The following is a 19,259-nucleotide window of genomic DNA, read 5'->3' as shown; positions in this document are numbered from 1 at the left end:
GCCGTATCGCAGACATTGCGAAAGCAACTGACACCACAGGCTCGACAGAGCGCGACGAGCACCTGTTCATCTATTCTATCATCCGCGCTGATCTCGACATGCCGGAAGGCAAGATGTCGTCACAAGCAGGCCATGGCTACACTGAGAGCCTGTTCGCCTGTCAGGATATGCATCCTGAACTCTTTCACCGGTACAAGCACAAAATCAACGCAGGCTCAAAAGCTACCCTGGTGGCTAATGATGCCGAGACCCTGTTGAAGGTCGCCCGTCAATGCGAGGAGGCAGGGATTGCTCATGCCCTCTTCTACGATGAAGGCCATGTGATGCCGCCACATTTCGATGGATCGAAAATCCTGACTGCCCTCGGTGTTGGTCCCGTGAGCAGGAAAGATGCCAAGCGCATCGTCGGAAAGTATCGATTGGTGAAATGACGCAAAAACGGGCGGAGTGAATGCTCCGCCCGTTGAACTCTGATGCTCCCGAATTCGGCCTTACTGCTTTACGATTTATCAAGAATCGGGAGACGCCCCTCTGCTGCGGCCTTGGTCATCAGGTCCCACATGATCTCAGCACCTTTAGCATTGAAGCTGAGATAGATGTGCTCCTGGCTCTCATCACGGAGTATTCCATGAACATCGAAATCGTCGAACAGGCCCAGACGGTTCAGATTGCGGCCGACACGGGACATGCGACTTGCCCGAAGCCATACCGTCGTCGAAGTCCATTTTCGACAGACGCTCAACGAACTCCGCCTTCTCCATGCCTTCAAATTCGAACTCACCGGCAAGGATATCTTCGAAATAACCTTCGAGAAAGTTTTGCTGCGGCTTGGTCAATGTGATTTGCTGTTCCTGCATCGTCGCTCTCCGAAGGTTGTGTCTTTGTCACTCCTGGATCATTCCAAGCGCATCGTGAGCGGGCTCTGTCCAGGTGAAGGATTTATGCTCAGTATTTTCGCAGACGAATGTGAAGCCCCCTGGTGTCACCCTTGCTTCGCCGACCTGCTGATCACACAAGGGGCAGAGTGACTGCCGGGAAGGGTTCCCCGTCCTCATGCTTTTACCGCGTTCAAAGGAAATAACGTCGCCCAACTTCTTGCCACCTCATTTGCGAAATGAGAGTAAGAGATTTCGAGAAAATGTCAACATAGTGAACTGACCCCGGGATGATTTTGAGGCCATTTGTTTTTCACTCTACCAGTGTCGGGACAAGGCTGGGGGTTTGTGTCCCATTGCCGAGCTGACCGTTACCACCATCACCCCCAGCCAATCACGCTTCTGCTGCGCAGAGGCGCAAGGGGATAATCTCCGCCTTGGTATCAATAACGGCTTGAACAGCTTCATCAGAGATCGGCAAGGCAAATGCTCTCGTCATCCATTCGAGATGCCGTTCAAGCGCATCGACATCGCTTCGTGTATTTGCGCCAACTGCCTTGAGCGCTTCCCTTGCCGCATCGATTTCTGGTTCCATCCGCAGAACCTCTTGCAGATCGATAAAGCGAATTCCTTCGTCAATAGCGGTCAACTGGTCACCGGCAACAAGCCAATATTCCTGGGTGACGATATGCTTCCGCGCTGCTTTGACCACCTCGTCCAGAGGGCGGTTCAATTTGCCTGAAGCAACGGCCCCAAGCTGCCCCGTCAAGCCCGGAGCACTCACGGCCTCCGCAAAGGCCTCAATGTCCTCGATCACAGCGTTTGGTGAGATCGATAGCTCGTCAGCGATTTCACTCCAGTCGATTTCTGCATAGCGAGCGGCCGTCATGAAATGTCGACGCATCAGAACATGGGCGAGAAGTTGCGGCACATCATTCGGCGTGAGGCTGAACTCGGCTAGAATATGATCGAATGCGGACATCTGCTGGAACAGGGAAAGGAATGCCTGGCTGGCGACAACCAGGTCATCGTGACTTTCGACGGTGCCTCCCAGACCTTCAACGGCAAATCGGAAGTCCCCCGATGCATCTTCACCCAGGGATCGTTTCACGCCGGACAGGGCAGCGTTCGAATATTGCATCGCGTTGACGCCGGTGATGCGACGAATTTTGTCTGCAGCCGAAACGATGTGACGGCGCAGTTTGTCGATCTCTCCAAGGGTCTCATCCGAGAGCTTGACCGGAAGCGCAAACCCCGTCGCGAGGTGTTTCATGCTGTCTTGCAACGTCTGACCGGCTGTCACGGCAACAATCGTCGCGGCAATCGAGAGGTCTCGTCGACCGAACAAGGGGTCGAATTTGACCATCACAGTGTCGACGCGGTCCGCGAGGATGGTCACTCTCGACATGTTATCGCGCTTGGCCGCGATAAAAGATGCCAGGGTTCGACCAAGATCAGTGGTTTCGGCTTTGATAATCTGTCGTATTTCGGCGTTATTGCCCATGGCATCCGAAAGCCGTACCGCAGTCTGATTGAAGCGTCGATACAGATCGACAGATTCCGCGAGACGGCGCACATCGTTGGGCTTAGTGATCACGTCCCAGGCAAAGGATGACGCCGCCACAGGCTCCGGGAGCCTCGACAGCATCTGGCGCAGGGCTTCAATTTCCTGCGATGTCATTTCCCCGACTTTTTCGAGCCCGAGCCATTGGATCAATGCTGCGATGAGCGGGTCATCACGATCAAGTTCGACCTCCGGTTCGGGGCGATGTTTGGTGCCGTGTATTGCAAGGACGTCGTCCTGAGCGACTTCCAGATCAACGCTAACGTCAGGGCCAGCGGGAGCTTCGATATCGATTTTCGGATGCGTATTGGTCATGAAGGAATTCCCTGCGATTTGACGTCAATGCTACCCACAAAAATGTGGACACGACAATAGAAAAACTTCGACTTTTCGTCCCGGAAGGAAATCTGGTTTTGTGCCTTCGAAAAGAAATCCTTGACACCTTTGCTCTGAGGGTTAACAGCTAGTTAATTTCTTTATTCAAGATGAGCACATTCGCCTCGGAGATTTCCATGCATCGAGTCTATATGCCGCTTCCAGACACTAACGAGGCTGAATATCTGCGTGAATGGCATGCCAATGCTCCTTGGCGCTTAGCTGGCATGACCTTCATGATGTCGAGCGCCGTCGCGACCAGCTTGCTTTACATCTATCTGGCAAAAGTGACGCTCTCAGCCTTCTCAGGTTAACGCGCTGATCATTGAGAAACGGACGTGTTCATGCGGTCGGCTGATATCCAGCGACCAAAATGCTCGACCTGCAGGGCAGGGAACGCGCTTTATTGAGCGACTGCCTATTTTCCTAATAGGAAATTAGGCAGTCGCGAAACCATACTGTTGATCCGGCTTCCTCACTGGATGGCAGGGAGCGAAGTCCAGTCAAATTTCAAAAGCCCCGGCCTTGAAACCGGGGCTTTCTGGTTGGTTTCGGCCGATTACGCCGCTTTAGCGTCAGCCTCGGCAACCCAGGCATGGATTTCGAGTTCAGTCTTGCCGCCGTCCTGGCTGCATAGAATGACATCGGCCGAACGATCCCGGCGATCCAGCAGGATGAAGCACGACTGGCCTTCCACGTAATCAGGGTAGATAGTGCGAATGTACTTGCCGATCCCAGTGACCTTGCGCGCGTCCTTGCCGTCGATGTTGTACCTGATGCTGCCCTTGGCGCGCTTGTTCGCATAGACGCCATGGATAGCCTCACGGGCGCTGGACGGAATGTTGAAGCTGTTGCCTTCGACATTCTGCTCAGAGACCACGTACTGAAGCACGATGCGCTCGCCGTTGACCGACTTGTACATCGAAACGTAGCTCGACTTGTCTTCGGAGCTGGTGAGGAACGGGTTCGGCTCGTAACCGATGAGGCGATTGACATCGCGTGACGGCTTGAGGACGAATGGGATACCCTTCAGGATGGAATAGTCGGCCTTTGTGCGGCTCGGTGTGCCGGGCAGCATACGGCAAAGACGGCTGGTCGGCGCACAGCGATCATACTGCAGCTCCAGAGTTTCCAGAACGGCATACTCCAGGTCGGTCGGCTCGATGACGTATTTGGTCGTCGAGAAATCGACACCCTTGTTGCTCGATGTCGCACCGATGAACTCCGCAAGCTTACGAATGACATTCTCGGACGGATAGATTTCCAGGGTATTGCCCCACCGCTTCCCGAATTCCTTGCGAATGCCAGCGTCGGTTACATCTGGACCCCACTCAGCCATTTTTACGATGGCTTGTGCCACATCCGTGAAAGGAATTACACGATTATCTGTCACCGCAGCGATACGAAGCATGGTCCGGACGGCAACGGTTTGGTTGTCTAGAATGACACCCCAACCATTACCAATCTGCACCACCTGATCGATATCCTGGCGCAGATTGCGCAGATCGTCGAAAACCTCCTCCTCATTTGCGACCTGTCGCAGAACCGAGGTGTGGAACACCCCGATGCTGATGAAGTCGGTTAGGGTCGCGGCGAGATCGATGACCGGTGCGGCATCAGCTACGATGGGAATTACAACGTCTTCCATGATCATTCTCCAACCGTGAGGTCGCTGATTGCCTGTTCTTCGGTTTCCGCCATGGCACAAGACAGCTTGCGGAACGCTTCAAACTGACCCTTGACGAGATTGTAAGCGGTCTGCTCCAGCTCCTGGCGAATGTTGCGTGCAGCCTGGGTGTACTCGCCGACAGACTTCGGGCCTGCTTCACCAAACATTTCGTCGAGCCGTAGACCGATTTCCATATCGATAAAGGCCGCGATACCTGTTTCAAGCACAGCCTGCTCGGTTGCATAGGTCTTCTTGCCGTTGGCCGCGATAGCCTTGAGGTGCGCGTACCGCGTATTTACGGTGATTTCCATGGCTTCGGCATTGAAGCGGTAACGTTCCTGATCGTTTCCGAATTCTTCGAGGCGGAAATCGACCGGAGAACGGGACGGTTTGCGCTCTGCGCGCTCGACCATTTCGCGTTTTTCGTACGGTCCACGAGGCTTACCGGTGCCAAGGCGGAGATGGCGACGGGCGCGCGTGCAGAAAGCCGAAATGTTTTTCCCGATGCGGCTCTCCAGATCGCGCGTCTGCTGATCCAAGAACTCCTTGCGACGCTCGGCGTCCTTCTGGTCCAATTCCTTCATGAAGTCGGAAACGATCTTGGTGACGAAGTTCTTGTATTCCTGAGCTGCCGGAACGATGGTCTTCATGCGAAGATTGCGGCTTTCAGAGGTGAAGCGTTCGCGCTGATGTTCAAAATGCGCTTGAGCCCATTCGACGCTTGTGTCGCACTTCACGTAAACGCGGTTGGCAAGACGATGGCCGTCCTTGCCCCACTTTTCAGCGGCCACAAACGTGCCGTTGATAAGAACGTGCACGTCCTGAAGCTCGTGTTCATAACCCTTTTCAAGGTAGTACAACTGGGCCGTGAAGTGGCCGCATTCTGAGCGTTCGGTCCGCTCCTCGTCACGCGGAACCGAAAGCGCTTCGACTTCCACCTGGTTTACCATGACGTGGCCCATAAACATCCACATCATGCGTTCCTCGGCGATCTTCGCATGGACGCCGCGAATGAAACCGGCGTCGAAACCTTCGGGGAACTGCTCCTTGAGAGGCTTGGAAATCGTGATGACCGTGCCGTTGCGTGCGGCAGTCGGTACGTCCTGCTCGACGGTCACCAGCTCCGGGTCTCGCCTGTCCGCAGCGGCCTGGCGCACTTCTGCCAGGTCTAGATAGGCGGTCTGACGTAGACCGTCGCGAACGGTAGAAACATGGATTCGTTCAGCGAAGCGAAGAGCGGCAATCTTGCCGGTTCCGTTGTAACCACGACGGTTGAGACCGTTCGGGCGACGCTGGGTTTCGGCATGCATACACCAGAAGCGATCAAAGCCATTGGAATCCATGCCGCAGCCATGGTCGGTGACAGTCAGCTGATCCTTGGAAATATTGACCAAAACGAGCGGAACATTGTCACGGTTGTAGGATTCGTAGGCGTTGGAGAAATACTCGTGGGCAGCATCGACGTTGCTGTGAAACTCATTGCAGCGCTTTAGAATGTCCCGAGCGATTTCGGACTTCATCCGCTTCTTGTTCAACTCCGTCGGAGCCGGAACAGCGGTGTCGGTCTGGAACTTGAAGTGCATAGAATTCATCGTTGCTAGCCTCTAGCCGGAAGTTTTGATTGGCCGGAGGAAACAACAATTCCTTAATGTCGTCAACGAAATTTTCGAGGAATTCCTTGTGCGTCGGCTCCCTGGAACAAGGAATTCTTTCCGTTGTGCGACCTAACTCCTTGATTTTTCTCAGCGGCAAGGAGGTTAATTATTTTTGAAGATTCCAAGGAATTCGTGTGAAGCCCATCCTCGAAAGGAATTCCTTCGTTATTTTATGCCGTGGGCGGCACCGTCATTCTCGATTCGCTGTTCGACCTCCAGGTCCGCCGGGAAATCGGACGAACGGATCGCGGCCAGCAAGGCGTGAATGTCTGGAAGCGAGGCCTCGAAGTCGGCGACGATCTCTTCATGGACCTCTTGCGCAAATCGCCGGGCGAGGGCGAGCGCAACTTTAAACGATGTTGCTGCATCGATCAGCTCGGCCGCATCCTGCCCTTCTGGATTGTCATTGGCGGCACGTTCGAGGTTTACGACCTGGCGCAGCGTTTCCATCGCTTCCGCAAACGTGATCTCGCCATCCTGAAGTCGGCTCGCCTTGCTCTCGATCAGCTTTTCATACTGCTTCAGCTTCGCTATCCGGCGATTGGCGAGGTTGATATTGGTTCGCACCACAGAGAAGCCGGTTTCGGCTGCCCGTTCGATGGCGGCGAGGAAGATGGCCAGTTGTTCCGGGGACGGAGGCACATCGGCATCGATCAATGACTGACCGGAATACTCGTTTGCCATGCATTCAATCGCACTGAATTTGTCGTCCACACGGAAAGCATGGGTCTTCAGCGCCTGTCCGGCTCGCTCCAGAGCCTCCACCGCTGGCATACCCGTCGCGATTGCCTCGTCAATGTTCTCAAGAACGGGTTCGTCGACATACCTGCGAAGGAACCGAGTGAACGAGCCAGACAGGCGTTCAAGGTCTGCGTATGGGCGTGTGCCGCGCTCCGACCAGCGAGGGGCTTCACAGAACGCCTTGAGACGTTCAATCAGGTCTTCCATGCCATCAACCGCGACTTGATCACCAACCTTGGAAAATTTCATCGCAGAGGCGCGGATAAAATCGAGGGCAGGGTAATTCTTCAGCTTCAGGAAGGTGTCGACGATGGGAGACGTGTCGGTCTGGTCCACGCCCATCCGGCGCAGATATAACGCATAGGCGCTGATGGTGGTCTCTGCCTCGTCGTGGCTGTATTCCCATTCCGATGATCGGGAAAGGAGCGTGTAACCGCCGTTTTCCTGTGCAAGGGCCCAGAACAGAGAATTCATCGTAGCTCCGGTCCCGCCCGACTGACTGCAGGCGAAATCGACGTTCATAATCTTGCGTTCTTCAGCATACGCAGTCGGGGCAGGAGGTGTCTTCTCTTTGCCATCCCGGGAAATGCGATCTTCGACAAATATTGACGACGAAACGAAAACGCCCTTCGGATATGCCATCACCGGCAGGAAATGCATCCTGTGCGCGCCAGGAAGGCCATAAAGCACGTCAGGCAAAGCCAGTTTAGCTTTGGCAATGAACTGGTCGATGGTCAAAAGCATGGTTTCTCCGGGCTTTATTCATGGCCATTGCCATGCTGTCTGAATGGAAAATTGACGTTTTGTTCTGCTTTGGTCAATAAACTCAACTTCCACATTTCCTGTGTACACGAGGAAACGTTAGCATTCTCTTGACTTTTGAGGCCAGAAACCGCGCAGATTTTCTGCTCTTCAAATCCAGTTCCCATACTCTAAATACTGGTTCAATGGTTTTCGCCTGCATGAACTTCCGTATGATGTTCTTAGCGGCAAAGGAGTAGATCGGATGAAATGGGATCGCGAACGGGCGCAAGATGCCCTATGCCAGATCGACGCAAGCATTCTTGATGGTATTGCTGCCTTGAACCGGCGTGTTTATCGGGCAGCAGGCATCCATCCTCTTCTTCTCTTGCTCGCCGTTACCGTCGGAAGCCTTGTTGTGTCGGCTTCGATCATCGTTTCTGCTGGATCAGAAGATGTCGAAGCGATGCTGCTTTTCCTGATTGCGCTCTCTGTTTTCCTTTGGCCCACTGTGAAGTCCGCCCTTGGTCTGGCCAGAGCCGTCAGGCGGGAGTGGACGCTTTCCACCTACAAGCCCGCGATGGCATACCATCTGGCCACTCGGACCCTTTGGAAGCGCCGTATGGGTGGCCTCCTACGTTGCCTTGCAGTGTTCAGCATGCTTTTTGCGGCGAACCTCCATTGGCCTGCGCCGGACTTCATCCTTTATCTGGCCATGCTTTGCCTCGTCGTCCCGCTGGAAGTCTACGTCCGTCACGCTGAGCCGCCCGTTCCGACCGACGGCGGTCACCTGGCGCGCGACCTTCAGGCGTCTCCGGCCTGATCAATCTTTGTGGCTTGCCGGGTTTCAGACCATTCTACCGCTACAAGCCATTGCCATTAACGGGGCCGCCCATGAAACTGCCTGACATCCATTTTGCTATGACACCGTTTGAGATCGGGATGACCGTTCCCCTGAGCGATGACGTTCGTGGGTCCTATCTGAAACTTGCTCCCGGGACGATGGTCACCATCCGAAGTTTCACCGCCACCTCCAGTGGCCTCGCCAATAACAATGGAATGTTGCCGGGCATCTACGAGAATTTCCGCTGGATGAATGTCGAAACTGCAGATGGACAAAAAGAGACGGTCCCGCAACACTATCTCGACGACACCAACCTGCCGCGACTTCGCCGCGAGCGCGCAAAAATTGCCGACCTGCCAGAGGTTCCATTCTGCGAAGGCGATACTGTCATTGCCCTTGGCGGTCGCTATTGCAAGATCGTCAACATCGACTACCTCGCCTTCTGGAATAAGCAGAACGGTGAGGCAGATGACGGCATAAGACGCCCATTCACGGTACGAAGCACTGAAGGCTCACTCCAGTCGGAGGTCTCCGCCGACGAAATGAAGCTGGTCAAGCGGGGCATGGTTCATGCCTATTATGCAGGGAATGCCGTCGACTTCGACAACGCCGAGGAGGAGGCACAGTTCTACACCTGGCTTGGTCATGCAGAAAGCATCGTCAATGAAGCGAGCAAAACCAGAGCATTTACCCGCGATGAAGCGATAACGGCATTGCAGGCTGGCGATGCCGATGTTGTCTTGTCGATCAACAACCATTTCGAACCATTGGTCGAGGACAAGACCTATCACCTGCACAAGTTCCGAGACGAAGCCGTAGGAGCCCGCGTCCGGGAAGCCTACATGGCGACGCTGGACGTTCCGGCTCCGAAGTTCGCCTAGTCGCGCAAGAGCTTCTTTAGCCGGGCCTTGCTCCCTTCTGCATGCTTATCCAACTCCGCTTTCGAGACATTGATCGAGAGCGGAGTTTTGTTTTCGGCCGTGAAGGTGGCTGTGCCCTCAACAGTGACACAGCGCCCCACAAGACCCTGCAAAGCCAGGTTAACATCCGGGTTGATCGCTTTCAGCGTTGTTTCCCCTTCGCGATAACCCGCTTTTGCCTTACCGGCACCGGTCTTGGCATCGAACTGCGTCAGCTCGATATGGAATGACCCGGTTACGAGCCCTGCACGATGGGCAGATCGGCTTTCCCCGCCACCAAACCAGCGCTTATAAACCACGATCTGGCGAGCCCAGCTGTTCCTGTCGAACAAGGCATCCCGCGCGACCGAGTTGACGTCGGTACCGATTGCCTTGGCTGCCCGATGCAGCATGTCAGTGATGACTTCGAAGGGCGGCAGCTCCGGAGGCCGTTCCATTGTTTCCCAGGCCCATTCCTCACCGGTTGGAGCCACTTCCGTCTTGTCAGTCGCGGCCAGAAGGTTCCGGGCGGTGAGCCAGTAGGCAATGCTACAGTATTCAACGAAGGATTGGCTGAGCTGCTTGGCGAGCCATTTTGTCTCCTCCCAAAATTCTCTGGAAGCTATACTCATCGTAGCGTCTGCCAGATCGTTGTCGGATGGCAAAACTGGAGTAGTAGGGACGAGGTCATCGTCAATGCCCAGCCGCTCCTCTGCCATGGGGAAGAGCTGCGTACGTGCTTTGGCCTTCTGCCACGACACCTTCAGGTTCTCATTGTCGACGACATCATGGAGCAGGTCGCCGAGACGCAGCAGACATTCGAGTACCACAACAGAGTGCGACCCAAGATCGATGCGAGGCCTGATCGCGTCGAAACCAACGAAGACGCCAGACCGGCGCATGATCACGGGAGCCGACTTCTCAGCCAGGAGATTGGCGAGATCGATCTCGACATCCTCTGAAGAGCTACTGGAGTAGGGACCGGAAATCGCAGGCCAGTGCGCGGTGAGAAAGAGGAGTGCGTCACCCGGAACCATTCTTGCGAGGTCCTCTCCGAAGAGAGAAATCCGCCGCATGCCGAAATCGGTCATCCCAACACTCAAGCGAATGGCAACGTCCCCGCCGGTTTTCTGGACCGTCATCGAGAAATCTGGAATTCCGTAATGGGATGTCTTGTTCTTGCGAGTCATCTGCTTTCCCGTGTTGCGCCTCCATGTTCAAGGAATTCGTTACAGTTTTCAACTTCCCGCCACAAATTAGGTTCCAGACAAACTCATGCACGAGAAATGACAGCTGTATAGAAGGAAATAATTTCGAAATTCAAAACACCTCTTGCGAGGTTTCCAGACGCAGCTATATTTTTTAGCATCATTCCTCCTTCGAGATTTGCCCAATGACATCTATCAGGCAATTGGCCGATATTCCGGCCTCGGTTGGTCAGTGCGAACAGCTTACGGGACTTCAGGTCGCGGCAGGTTTGGTCACCTGGACCAACGTGCTTATGGTTTTCGCGCTGATCGTCGGCACCGTGAGCTTTGTTTTCCTCTTCGGTCGTGCCGTCCTGCGGCTGCTGGCTATTTTCAAAGTCATCCCGGTCGCGGTCTACGAAGCAGGTGGTTACGCGCTTTCGGCCGCATTGCTCGCAGCACCCTCGATTTTCGACATCTCGGACTCGAAAACCTGGTTCCTTGTCCCCGGCGCATTACTGCTTGCTGGACTTCTGCTGCTGACGGCAAAACTCCATAAGCTCAAGGAAAACCCGCCGCGCTATTTCCTGACGCTGACAATCCTTTGGGGCGCAATGGCCTACTATCACCAGGAGCCAATTCTTGGTTTCGCGACAGTCGCCGCTTTTATGGCCTTCATGGGTTTCAGCATCATCATCACGCCGCTCGCGTATTTCATCGGCTTTGAAGATGAAAAGACCATGAGCCGTGCCGGTGGCGCTGGCCTCCTGATCAGCGCTCTGCTCGTTTTTGAGCGCCTGTTTACGCCCGGCATTCCACAGCTCGACATCTTCCGCACCGGGATGCTCTGGCTTGGTCCGTTCGTTTTCGCGCTCTCCATGCTGATCCGCGCGAACCGCTGGATGATCACTGAGAAGCAGAGCTGGCTTGGCATGCAGCTGATGGCGTTCGGCGCATTCTTCATGCTGATGTCGGCCGGTGCGAACCTGCAGATCGAGGCCATGCTGAATGTCGGCACCGGCTTCATGATCCTCTATGTGCTGGAGAAGCCATTGGAAATCAAGCAGCGCAGCTTGACGACGCTCGCCTTCACCGGCCTGTTGCTGTCGATCCTCGTTGGTGCATTTGTCTACTGGACGCAGCAGAACCCAGAAACGATCCAGCAGTATTTGCCACTACTGGCTAAGTGAACGCGACATTCAGCAGGGGGCCCAGACCATTATTTATCGGAACTATAGTTGCGCCGATAGGGCCACCGTGCGTCAATCGCGCTTCAGCGCCGGAGATTGTGATGCAAAAACAGATTAGAAAATCGAAAAGGCGTAAGCTCAAAATCTTCGGTCTGTTGGCTCTTGTTCTGACCGTCGCCTCTGTAACGCTTTTTGTAGCAGAGGCGACGAACGAAAATGGAAGCGTAATTGCTGATCGTTATGGGCAACTTATTTTGCAAAAGAACAAAGGGCCTGCGGGCTTTGGAGAAGGAATCGGCGGCTTATGAGATAACGAAGAAGTAAACAATAAAATTTTGAATTCGGCTTTCTCGCGGCGATGAGCGAAGGGTCATCAAATGGTTCCCTGATCTCGCCAAGCTGGGCGAAATGGATACGGCCTACAATGATGTGGCCCGTAACGCACAGGCTCTATACCTGGCTTTTGACGCTGAACCAGAGCTTGAAGCGGACAACGCCCCAAGGCTCTGACGCTCACGTGGGTTGCTGGTCCTGCTCTTTCTTCTTGTGAGGGACCCACAGCTCATAGACGATGCCATGCAGGTCACGGACCCAGGACGTATTCCTGACGATCCTGTAGTCCGTGATATTGTGCTTCTTGGCCCAGGCCTTGAGCTTGCGCCGCATCTCCCAGCCGTCATCGTCGTTCGACCATTTCAGGTCGTCCGGAGCCCCGGCGTCATAGGTGCACGAGAACGAGCAGTAATAGCCCTCGCGCTGCAGCTGCCGTTCCAAGGCGTGAAATGACGTGTAGCGGTCTCCGAGCATGACTTACGCCGCCTTTGCTGCAGTATGTCCGCTCTCACGGCGAACGACGCCATACATCGAGCGGATATCCGTCCACTCATAGCGATCCTTCGAATAGGAGCTGATAGCGGCCTGCTGGAGAACGCCGTCGACATACATCGAGAACTGACCCTCGTCGCCCATGTAGCGCTTCTCATAGGTCGAACGGTCCTTGAACAGGCGGTCCGGCCGCAGCAGCGAGATGGCAAGGGTGTCGAACGACAGATGGTGATTGCGGGCGAGGATCGGCAGTTCACGGAACCACTGATCGATGTTTGCCTGAACCTTCTCCGAGAATGCGTGACGGTATTTTTCGCCGCGCCCGAAGTTCTTGTAGCCCAGGATCAGTAGCTTCGAGCGTTTGACGTCGTCGAGCGCTTCCGGCTTGTCGACGCCAGCGATCATGTGAACGACCATGTGCTCATAGTCCCAGTCGGGCATCTGCTCAAAGAACGAGACGCCGACGCCGAACAGATGACCACGGCCAATCAAGGTTTCGAGCAGGGCCCGGTGACGCGCGATGTGGCGACCATTCACCGTGACACTCGGGATCAGCCCAAAGCCACGAAGGCCCGCAACCAGATCGGCAAAGCCGGGATGGGAGAGGGGATCACCACCACCAATGGCGATCTCGACGCCGGGCGGAAGGTCCTTCAGCAGGTTGAGCATCGCATCAACGTCGCCATGCTGGCCGCGAGTGGTGCTCTTCTCATGACACCAGGCGCAACCGGCATCGCACCAGTCGGTGATCTTCAGGTCCATTTGCTCCGGATGCTCCGGCGCGATAGATGGATCGAAGGCGTGACGAACCTTGGTGCCGTTGGCATAGATCGAAACGTCATAACCACCATTGCGGTAGGCGTGAAGCAACGGTGCGCCGATTTCGGCAGCCGTCGTTCCGATGATCGTGGGTTCTTCCTTGGCGATTACGATGGTCATGTCAGTTTCCTTGCGGAGGATAGAGGTAAACCCGGGTTCCGGTCAGCGGCTCCATGGCGCGTTCGATCCGTGGACGAACGTCATTCCAGGGAAGCCCGCCGTTTGAGCAACCAAGGGCAGGGATGGCGATGGACGCCACTTTGTTGCTTTCGATGAACCGGACCAGGTCCCTCAGACCTTCCTCGATCCAGATCATCTTGGACGGGGCGTTCCAATGCTGCTTTGTCGGAAAGTTCACGATCCATTTGCGAGCGAACATGTCACCGATATCCGACACGAACATGGTGCCCGGACGGACTTCGTTGCGTTTGCACGCTGCTGCATACGCCTTGAAATTCGTCGGATAAGCGTCCTTGAAAGCCAGAGCGATGCCTTTTCCCATGACGCCGACACAGTTGACTGTGTTCACCAGCGCCTCAGCGTCGCACTTCAGCAGGTTATCGTGGCGAAGTTCGATCATGCGGCCTTATCCATCAGAACGCTGGCTGACTTCGCACGAACCTTGAGACGGGTCTCCTCGTCGCATGCAATCCGGACCTTGAACTCCTTGCAGTCATGCGGCATACGCGCCACTTGACTGGATGTACCGTCCTCAACCAGACCCGGCTCGAATCCAGGCTTCATAGTAATGCGAGCGGCCTCACCGGCTGGGGCGTTTGCTGACACAGCGTAGCTCACGAAGGCGTTCATCAGGTCGAGCAATCGATCCTTGTTTGCGATCTGCAGATCAACGTCCAGCTCTTCCATTCCCGCTGGCCAGGAGGAAACGTAGACGGGAAGGACGATATCGCAGCCGACCAGGTGGAAGTTCACAGGCCCCGCGACCCGGACCAGGTCGTAGAGATCGTAGACACGCGACCCGTCGCGGCTGATGATTTCACCATCCGCATCTTCATAGGACAGCGACTTTCCATCAGCGGCAGTCAGGGTGAACCAAGAGGGAAGGTCTGTCCGCTCCACAACCCGCTCGGCAAAGTAGGTCTCGATGCCGCGATCATCGGTCGGAATGAAATATGGGGCCAGCTCATTGTCGTAGCCGGTTTCGACATAGGACTTTCTGCTGAAGATCAGGGACTTGAGCGCACCATGATCCTTGAGGAGCCACTGCGCAGACTTCGCCTGATCACTGCCAATGCAGATAGAACGGGGAACAGGGGAGGGTTCCGGAACGGTCGGGAACGACAGCTCCACGCGACACCCGGTCTCACGCTTGACCCAGTCCATCAGGTCACGCAGACGCTTGCGGTAACGCGAAGCAGGAGCGTCGGCTAAGTCGCGAGCACGCTTATAGTTGTAAGCCAGTGTCGGCAGGATATCGACGTCGGGGAAGTGGGCCGTGATCTTTCCGTCCACCGCGACAATCAGCATATAGAGCAGGATGTTTTCAGGCGTGTAAAAGCGACGCCATTCGTTCTCGAAATGGACCGCATCACCATATTCATCGACAGGCACGACGAGCTTAATTACTCCCGAACGAAGCGTCTCCTGCGAGAAGTTCATATCGAAGATATTGTCAGCCGAAATCGACAGCGAGTGGCTGGAACTTGAGTTCGTCTCGTAGCAGCAATCGCGGACTTGAATATCCATAGGAATTCCTTTCGTTGATTGCTTTTCCCATATTGTTGACATTTCCGCAAGCGGAAAGTCAGGAAATCACGAGTGTCGAACGATCTTCTTCTCGTAGCGCGTCCCGACACTCTCCAATGTTTTATTGTCGCATTCCACCTTCAAGCGAAAACCCACTTCGCCAAAGAATGGGTCCTCAAAGCTCATGGCCCGGCGAATTCCCCGAAGGTTGGGCGCGATGACATTGGAAATCGTCAGATTGAAGACATCTTCCCGAATATCCGGACGCGCATTTTCCTCGAAGATAAAGTGAACCAGGTTGTGGAACGCCTCCTTGATCTCTGCCTCGGTTTCTTTCGGCAAGCTCGATACTGCCTCCTCATCGCGACCGACCTGCAGGCTAACAATATGCGCGTCAATGTAGAGCTGAGCCTGGAGGAAATGGACAGCATCAGGAAGCGAGATCACGCCGTTGATGACAGTGCCCGCACTGTCGGAATAGGTGATCCGCTTGTCGACGAAATAGATTTCGAAGCTCTGATCCAGCTGACGCCCTACGTAGGCCTGCGGATTACGCAGGACTTCGCCGAGGTCACTGTCGATGAAGCGCGAAAACGCATTGCTCTGGTCGCTCCCAACGTCGATCCAGGATTTGCTGGATTTCAACAGACGACGAAGCGTAGCTTTCTCTTCCAGCATAGGCGTGAGGTTCAAGACCTCGTCATTCATGCGGATGGAGTCGGCCGTTTCAAAGTCCATGACAAATTCCAGCACGCAGCCGGTTTCTGCGCGTACGAATTCCACCAATCCGCGCAGTTCGGCATAGTCGACGCGCTCGTGGTTCAGCAGGAAGGGAAGGACGTCGATCTTTTCGTCTTTGAAATCGAATTCATCGACGTGGATTCGACCGCCCATTGCCAGGATCAGCAAATAGGCAAGTTTGCCATCTGGACTGTTGTATCGGTAGGGGCGAGAGCCATATCCAAAATAGCGCGGTTCCACCACGATTTTGCCCGCACGCAGCTCCAACTGATCGAAATCCTGGTCAAGAATATCTTGTTCCGAGATCACAGCGGCATGGCTGGAGCTGCTGTTTGTCTCGAATACCGCGTCCCGGACCTGAATTTGCATGAAGAACTCCTTTGGTTGCCACTTCATTGCAGACATTCGAAGGAATTACAACATACAAAAGCGATCAGGCTTTGAACTTACTATGCTTTTGCCCGAATTGCGTCTTCGAAATATCGCCTGACGTCCACCCGTGTTGCTTCATCGCAGGCAACAGCAATCTTGACGCCGGTTTCTGCGACAAAGTGTGGCCAGAAATCCTTCATCTGCCGCCGACCGCGCACGTGGGCCTTGATCCCAGGCTCCACGGTCAACTTGAAGCCGTATCCCTGCGCCTGGTCGCTCGCGTTTCGGAGATAGAGGTAGTGCACCAGGTTATGGAAGGCATCTGCAAACGGGCTATCACTTTCCGGCTCCAGATCGACACGCGGCTCTTCATCCCGGCCAATCTGTAAATCCACGATATGAGCATCTGCCGTCTGAGAGCGGAGGAAAATGAAGGAATTGGTCGCTTCCTCCCATGCACTCGGCGGAGTAAGCACTCCGCTTACCATGTCGCCAATGCCATCACTGTATGACGCCATTTCGCCTCGGAATGTTAGCTCAAAATGCGACGGAAGAGACCGTGACACATAGGCGTGCGGGCTTGCGAAAATCTGACCGATGTCGCTTTCGAGGTAACGGTCGAAGTGGAACACGTCCTCACCGTGGCGGGTGTCGATCCAAGATTTGCTGGAAAACAGGAGGCGACGGAGTTTCGCTTTGTCCTGCACCAGGCTGGCAAGGTCGATTGATTGCGCAGATACATAGATCGATGAAGCAAGCTTGTGATCCATGACGAAACGGAGTTCGCAACGGCACTCTTCGCGAACAAAGTCATACAACGCCCGAAAATTGTCAGCGTAGTCCGGGCGTCTGATCATGTGGGGAAGGATATCGATTTCCTTGCCGTCGAAAACGGAGTGATGGATATCGATTTCACCCCCAGCCGCCATAACCAGCAGGTAGCCCATTTTGCCTTCAGGGGTAACATAGCGAAACTGCTCGGAGCCATAGCCATTCGCGCGCGGCGTAATAGTGATCACGCGATTGCGAAGACCCTCTTTGTCGAACGAGAGATCGAGCATGTCATCGGCGGCAACCGTAATTGAATGACTGCTCGAACTATTTGTTTCAAATACTTGATTTCTAACGTTAATTGTCATTATTTTCCGGGCCTTCAATCATCGCTTCCAGCATCCGGTTGGTGTCCTCCAGCGCCTGGAGTTCGCGCACGACCTGTTCATCGTGGTCGGCAACGAAGTCATCCTCGCCCAAATCCGTCGGGATGAACTTCGGCTGCACGCCGTAGCCATTCTGGGGATTGGTCTCCAGATACGAGCCGCGATGGAATAGCAGCGCCTTCAGACGATCCTTCTTGTTCAGATAGCCAGTGAGTGGTTGCAGGTTGCCCGTTCCGAGCATGGAAACCGTGTCATCGCGACCGAGCAGGAACTCAAACTCCACGCCGTATTCGCCCTCCAGGTAGGAGATCGCACTGTCGATCACCGGAAAGTTCCAGCGCATCACCGGCAGGATGTCAGCTGGCCGGATGTCAGAGACCATGTCTGCGATGTCCTTCCTGAATGCCTCAAGGCGAGCCGTCGCCTGGTTCTCGACTTCGGCGATGATCAGGTAGGCCAAAATGTTCTCCGGCCGATAAAACCGGAACCAGCGCGTATATCCCTGCTCCTGTCCCGACAGGATTACTTTTCCTTGCCGGGTCTCGTTCAAGGAGAACGAAAGCTCGAAAATATCACCATTAGCAATTACTAATGAATGACTGCTCGACGAGTTGCTTTCAAAACACGCATCTCGAATGGAATATGTCATCGGGTTCTCTCCTGAGGCATTCTCTTTTCACTATAGGACATCGCACGTCCCATATCGGTGTTGATCCAGTCGTCATGCAAACTGTTTTCCGGATTGGTCTCAATGTAAGAGAACTCAGAACCGAACAGACTGCGCAAACTTTTTCGGTGATCCAAAATTTTGTCGAAGCTCAGGCTGTCGTAGGTTTCCAACAACTCGACGTCTCGTGGCTTGCACTCAAGCCTGATTTCAACACCATATTCCGACTTCACAAATTCGGCCAGTTTCCCGATCTGAGGAATTCCTTTGACCAGGTGCGGTATCATGTTGATTTCGTCGTCATCCCAATTGAGTCCCTCGATATAAAAGACATCCACATAAGAACCGATGATGTATTTCACGATGCTTTCCGGACGGTAATACCGGAACCAGTCTTGAAAATCTGTGTTCCCAATTGACAATTCAAGAACTCCCGCCCGCAATACTTCCTGCGAAAAGGATTTCGTTAGAATATCATCACGTCCGAGCACCAGACTGTGGCTACTCGAACTATTGCTTTCGAAGGCACCGTCGCGGATTTGCAGCATTTCATCTCTCATTTTTCTCGTAATCGTCAACGCATTTTGCAGAGACGTCAAGATCATCGAAGATGAAATCGACGGCGCGTGTTACGCGGCAATGCGGCCGATATCTGAGTCAATCGGCAAGTCGCTCCAGCCATTCTCCATCGTCGTTTCGACGTAGGACTCCTTGTTGAACAACAATTTCTTCAGCGTATCCGGATCGGTCAAGTACCCGGTGACGTAACCAAGGTTTCCGGTATCCACGATGAGCGGGCGGCCTGGGCTGATCACCAGTGAGAATTTCAGCCGGGTGAATTCCTCAAGGAATACGATCCCGGCATCGATTGCAGAATAATGCTGGCGTAGAACTGGCAAGACATCGATCTCCTGGCTTGCGACAACATATTTGCCATAGCCGGAAAAACCGAGTTCTTGCCAATTCGGGGGTTCGATGGGATCATCGTCACCCTCGATTTCGCCAGCTATCAGGAACCCCAGAATGTTCTCCGGCAGGTAGTACCGGAAGTCATTCTGATAATCCCCGCGCTCTTCCATTCGAATGTTTACCACGCCGCTTCGAACCGCTGCTTCATCGAAGAAACGATCCATATTTTCGCTTGCTGCTACCGACAAGGCATGGCTGCTCGAACTGTTGGACTCATATGCGGAAGCTCTAATGTATGTCTTTCCCATTGCGCACCCATGGC

The 19,259-nt window shown here is 54.4% G+C and carries 22 protein-coding genes; 7 read left to right on the top strand and 15 right to left on the bottom strand.

Translation table 11 applies throughout. The features are described 5' to 3' along the window. The first annotated feature begins 5 nt into the window (after positions 1–5). Complete coding sequence (locus FFR93_RS03680) at positions 6–431, top strand: aminoacyl-tRNA hydrolase (protein ID WP_348640319.1); 426 nt, start codon at positions 6–8, stop codon at positions 429–431. A gap of 68 nt (positions 432–499) precedes the next feature. On the opposite strand, the gene FFR93_RS03675 is transcribed toward FFR93_RS03680, so the two are convergent. Beyond that, on the bottom strand, positions 500–688 hold the full coding sequence (locus FFR93_RS03675) for a hypothetical protein (RefSeq protein WP_138392015.1): 189 nt from the start codon (positions 686–688) through the stop codon (positions 500–502). Between FFR93_RS03675 and FFR93_RS03670 the strand changes: the two genes are divergently transcribed. Next, complete coding sequence (locus tag FFR93_RS03670) at positions 687–1,028, top strand: hypothetical protein (protein ID WP_138392014.1); 342 nt, start codon at positions 687–689, stop codon at positions 1,026–1,028. The two genes, FFR93_RS03675 and FFR93_RS03670, sit on opposite strands and share 2 nt — an antisense overlap. Before the next feature lie 241 nt (positions 1,029–1,269). Here the strand turns inward: FFR93_RS03670 and FFR93_RS03665 are convergent, their stop codons facing one another. After that, positions 1,270–2,754 (bottom strand): hypothetical protein, encoded by a 1,485-nt coding sequence (locus tag FFR93_RS03665; RefSeq protein WP_138392013.1) that lies wholly within the window; start codon positions 2,752–2,754, stop codon positions 1,270–1,272. Positions 2,755–2,951: 197 nt separating this feature from the next. Between FFR93_RS03665 and FFR93_RS40670 the strand changes: the two genes are divergently transcribed. After that, the gene (locus FFR93_RS40670; protein WP_171049056.1) at positions 2,952–3,128 is read left to right on the top strand and encodes a hypothetical protein; all 177 of its coding nucleotides are present in this window, start codon (positions 2,952–2,954) and stop codon (positions 3,126–3,128) included. A 245-nt stretch (positions 3,129–3,373) separates the two neighbouring features. Here FFR93_RS40670 and FFR93_RS03660 read toward each other — a convergent pair whose 3' ends face one another. The 3 genes from FFR93_RS03660 to FFR93_RS03650 form a co-directional block, all read right to left on the bottom strand. Further along, the gene (locus tag FFR93_RS03660; RefSeq protein ID WP_138392012.1) at positions 3,374–4,462 is read right to left on the bottom strand and encodes a hypothetical protein; all 1,089 of its coding nucleotides are present in this window, start codon (positions 4,460–4,462) and stop codon (positions 3,374–3,376) included. 2 nt (positions 4,463–4,464) lie between these two features. Further along, on the bottom strand, positions 4,465–6,075 hold the full coding sequence (locus FFR93_RS03655) for an ATP-binding protein (RefSeq protein WP_138392011.1): 1,611 nt from the start codon (positions 6,073–6,075) through the stop codon (positions 4,465–4,467). 228 nt (positions 6,076–6,303) lie between these two features. Further along, positions 6,304–7,623, bottom strand: coding sequence for a hypothetical protein (locus FFR93_RS03650; RefSeq protein WP_138392010.1), 1,320 nt, complete (start codon positions 7,621–7,623; stop codon positions 6,304–6,306). A gap of 262 nt (positions 7,624–7,885) precedes the next feature. Between FFR93_RS03650 and FFR93_RS03645 the strand changes: the two genes are divergently transcribed. Both FFR93_RS03645 and FFR93_RS03640 read left to right on the top strand, forming a co-directional pair. Further along, positions 7,886–8,443, top strand: a complete 558-nt coding sequence (locus FFR93_RS03645) for a hypothetical protein (protein ID WP_138392009.1) — start codon at positions 7,886–7,888, stop codon at positions 8,441–8,443. A gap of 119 nt (positions 8,444–8,562) precedes the next feature. Continuing rightward, positions 8,563–9,345, top strand: a complete 783-nt coding sequence (locus FFR93_RS03640) for a hypothetical protein (protein ID WP_171049055.1) — start codon at positions 8,563–8,565, stop codon at positions 9,343–9,345. Here FFR93_RS03640 and FFR93_RS03635 read toward each other — a convergent pair. After that, positions 9,342–10,454, bottom strand: coding sequence for a hypothetical protein (locus FFR93_RS03635; RefSeq protein ID WP_138392007.1), 1,113 nt, complete (start codon positions 10,452–10,454; stop codon positions 9,342–9,344). The genes FFR93_RS03640 and FFR93_RS03635 overlap by 4 nt on opposite strands. A gap of 302 nt (positions 10,455–10,756) precedes the next feature. On the opposite strand from FFR93_RS03635, the gene FFR93_RS03630 reads away from it, so the two are divergent. Beyond that, positions 10,757–11,740 (top strand): hypothetical protein, encoded by a 984-nt coding sequence (locus FFR93_RS03630; protein ID WP_138392006.1) that lies wholly within the window; start codon positions 10,757–10,759, stop codon positions 11,738–11,740. A 101-nt stretch (positions 11,741–11,841) separates the two neighbouring features. After that, positions 11,842–12,048, top strand: a complete 207-nt coding sequence (locus tag FFR93_RS03625; protein ID WP_138392005.1) for a hypothetical protein — start codon at positions 11,842–11,844, stop codon at positions 12,046–12,048. A 205-nt stretch (positions 12,049–12,253) separates the two neighbouring features. Here FFR93_RS03625 and FFR93_RS03620 read toward each other — a convergent pair whose 3' ends face one another. The 9 genes from FFR93_RS03620 to FFR93_RS03580 all read right to left on the bottom strand — a co-directional run bounded on the left by FFR93_RS03620 (position 12,254) and on the right by FFR93_RS03580 (position 19,245). Then, complete coding sequence (locus FFR93_RS03620) at positions 12,254–12,547, bottom strand: hypothetical protein (protein ID WP_138392004.1); 294 nt, start codon at positions 12,545–12,547, stop codon at positions 12,254–12,256. Between the two features lie 3 nt (positions 12,548–12,550). After that, complete coding sequence (locus FFR93_RS03615) at positions 12,551–13,504, bottom strand: radical SAM protein (protein WP_138392003.1); 954 nt, start codon at positions 13,502–13,504, stop codon at positions 12,551–12,553. 1 nt (position 13,505) lies between these two features. Beyond that, a complete protein-coding gene (locus FFR93_RS03610; protein WP_138392002.1) occupies positions 13,506–13,964 on the bottom strand; it encodes a macro domain-containing protein in 459 nt (152 codons plus the stop codon). Continuing rightward, complete coding sequence (locus FFR93_RS03605) at positions 13,961–15,091, bottom strand: hypothetical protein (protein ID WP_138392001.1); 1,131 nt, start codon at positions 15,089–15,091, stop codon at positions 13,961–13,963. Before FFR93_RS03605 ends, FFR93_RS03610 begins: the two co-directional genes overlap by 4 nt. A gap of 66 nt (positions 15,092–15,157) precedes the next feature. Beyond that, the gene (locus FFR93_RS03600) at positions 15,158–16,201 is read right to left on the bottom strand and encodes a hypothetical protein (protein ID WP_138392000.1); all 1,044 of its coding nucleotides are present in this window, start codon (positions 16,199–16,201) and stop codon (positions 15,158–15,160) included. A gap of 80 nt (positions 16,202–16,281) precedes the next feature. Next, positions 16,282–17,343 (bottom strand): hypothetical protein, encoded by a 1,062-nt coding sequence (locus tag FFR93_RS03595; RefSeq protein ID WP_138391999.1) that lies wholly within the window; start codon positions 17,341–17,343, stop codon positions 16,282–16,284. Further along, positions 17,333–18,010 (bottom strand): hypothetical protein, encoded by a 678-nt coding sequence (locus FFR93_RS03590; protein ID WP_138391998.1) that lies wholly within the window; start codon positions 18,008–18,010, stop codon positions 17,333–17,335. Before FFR93_RS03590 ends, FFR93_RS03595 begins: the two co-directional genes overlap by 11 nt. Further along, positions 18,007–18,576, bottom strand: a complete 570-nt coding sequence (locus tag FFR93_RS03585; protein ID WP_138391997.1) for a hypothetical protein — start codon at positions 18,574–18,576, stop codon at positions 18,007–18,009. The genes FFR93_RS03590 and FFR93_RS03585 overlap by 4 nt, the downstream gene beginning before the upstream one ends. Positions 18,577–18,657: 81 nt before the next feature. Continuing rightward, on the bottom strand, positions 18,658–19,245 hold the full coding sequence (locus FFR93_RS03580) for a hypothetical protein (protein ID WP_138391996.1): 588 nt from the start codon (positions 19,243–19,245) through the stop codon (positions 18,658–18,660). Between the last annotated feature and the right edge of the window lie 14 nt (positions 19,246–19,259).

Source organism: Rhizobium sp. MHM7A (assembly GCF_005862215.1).
GTDB classification, from domain to species: Bacteria; Pseudomonadota; Alphaproteobacteria; order Rhizobiales; family Rhizobiaceae; genus Rhizobium; species Rhizobium bangladeshense.
Note: the sequence above shows the minus strand (reverse complement) of the source record. Positions and strands in the feature narration are given on the sequence as shown.

Bases quoted from the DNA above. Each gene is read 5' to 3' on its own strand.
- FFR93_RS03645 (WP_138392009.1), top strand. From the start codon at position 7,886: ATGAAATGGGATCGCGAACGGGCGCAAGATGCCCTATGCCAGATCGAC.
- FFR93_RS03670 (WP_138392014.1), top strand. From the start codon at position 687: ATGCGACTTGCCCGAAGCCATACCGTCGTCGAAGTCCATTTTCGACAG.
- FFR93_RS03675 (WP_138392015.1), bottom strand. From the start codon at position 688: ATGTCCCGTGTCGGCCGCAATCTGAACCGTCTGGGCCTGTTCGACGAT.
- FFR93_RS03630 (WP_138392006.1), top strand. From the start codon at position 10,757: ATGACATCTATCAGGCAATTGGCCGATATTCCGGCCTCGGTTGGTCAG.
- FFR93_RS03655 (WP_138392011.1), bottom strand. From the start codon at position 6,075: ATGAATTCTATGCACTTCAAGTTCCAGACCGACACCGCTGTTCCGGCT.
- FFR93_RS03625 (WP_138392005.1), top strand. From the start codon at position 11,842: ATGCAAAAACAGATTAGAAAATCGAAAAGGCGTAAGCTCAAAATCTTC.
- FFR93_RS03635 (WP_138392007.1), bottom strand. From the start codon at position 10,454: ATGACCGATTTCGGCATGCGGCGGATTTCTCTCTTCGGAGAGGACCTC.
- FFR93_RS40670 (WP_171049056.1), top strand. From the start codon at position 2,952: ATGCATCGAGTCTATATGCCGCTTCCAGACACTAACGAGGCTGAATAT.
- FFR93_RS03595 (WP_138391999.1), bottom strand. From the start codon at position 17,343: ATGACAATTAACGTTAGAAATCAAGTATTTGAAACAAATAGTTCGAGC.
- FFR93_RS03605 (WP_138392001.1), bottom strand. From the start codon at position 15,091: ATGGATATTCAAGTCCGCGATTGCTGCTACGAGACGAACTCAAGTTCC.
- FFR93_RS03590 (WP_138391998.1), bottom strand. From the start codon at position 18,010: ATGACATATTCCATTCGAGATGCGTGTTTTGAAAGCAACTCGTCGAGC.
- FFR93_RS03665 (WP_138392013.1), bottom strand. From the start codon at position 2,754: ATGACCAATACGCATCCGAAAATCGATATCGAAGCTCCCGCTGGCCCT.
- FFR93_RS03600 (WP_138392000.1), bottom strand. From the start codon at position 16,201: ATGCAAATTCAGGTCCGGGACGCGGTATTCGAGACAAACAGCAGCTCC.
- FFR93_RS03660 (WP_138392012.1), bottom strand. From the start codon at position 4,462: ATGGAAGACGTTGTAATTCCCATCGTAGCTGATGCCGCACCGGTCATC.
- FFR93_RS03620 (WP_138392004.1), bottom strand. From the start codon at position 12,547: ATGCTCGGAGACCGCTACACGTCATTTCACGCCTTGGAACGGCAGCTG.
- FFR93_RS03585 (WP_138391997.1), bottom strand. From the start codon at position 18,576: ATGCTGCAAATCCGCGACGGTGCCTTCGAAAGCAATAGTTCGAGTAGC.
- FFR93_RS03650 (WP_138392010.1), bottom strand. From the start codon at position 7,623: ATGCTTTTGACCATCGACCAGTTCATTGCCAAAGCTAAACTGGCTTTG.
- FFR93_RS03610 (WP_138392002.1), bottom strand. From the start codon at position 13,964: ATGATCGAACTTCGCCACGATAACCTGCTGAAGTGCGACGCTGAGGCG.
- FFR93_RS03580 (WP_138391996.1), bottom strand. From the start codon at position 19,245: ATGGGAAAGACATACATTAGAGCTTCCGCATATGAGTCCAACAGTTCG.
- FFR93_RS03640 (WP_171049055.1), top strand. From the start codon at position 8,563: ATGACCGTTCCCCTGAGCGATGACGTTCGTGGGTCCTATCTGAAACTT.
- FFR93_RS03615 (WP_138392003.1), bottom strand. From the start codon at position 13,504: ATGACCATCGTAATCGCCAAGGAAGAACCCACGATCATCGGAACGACG.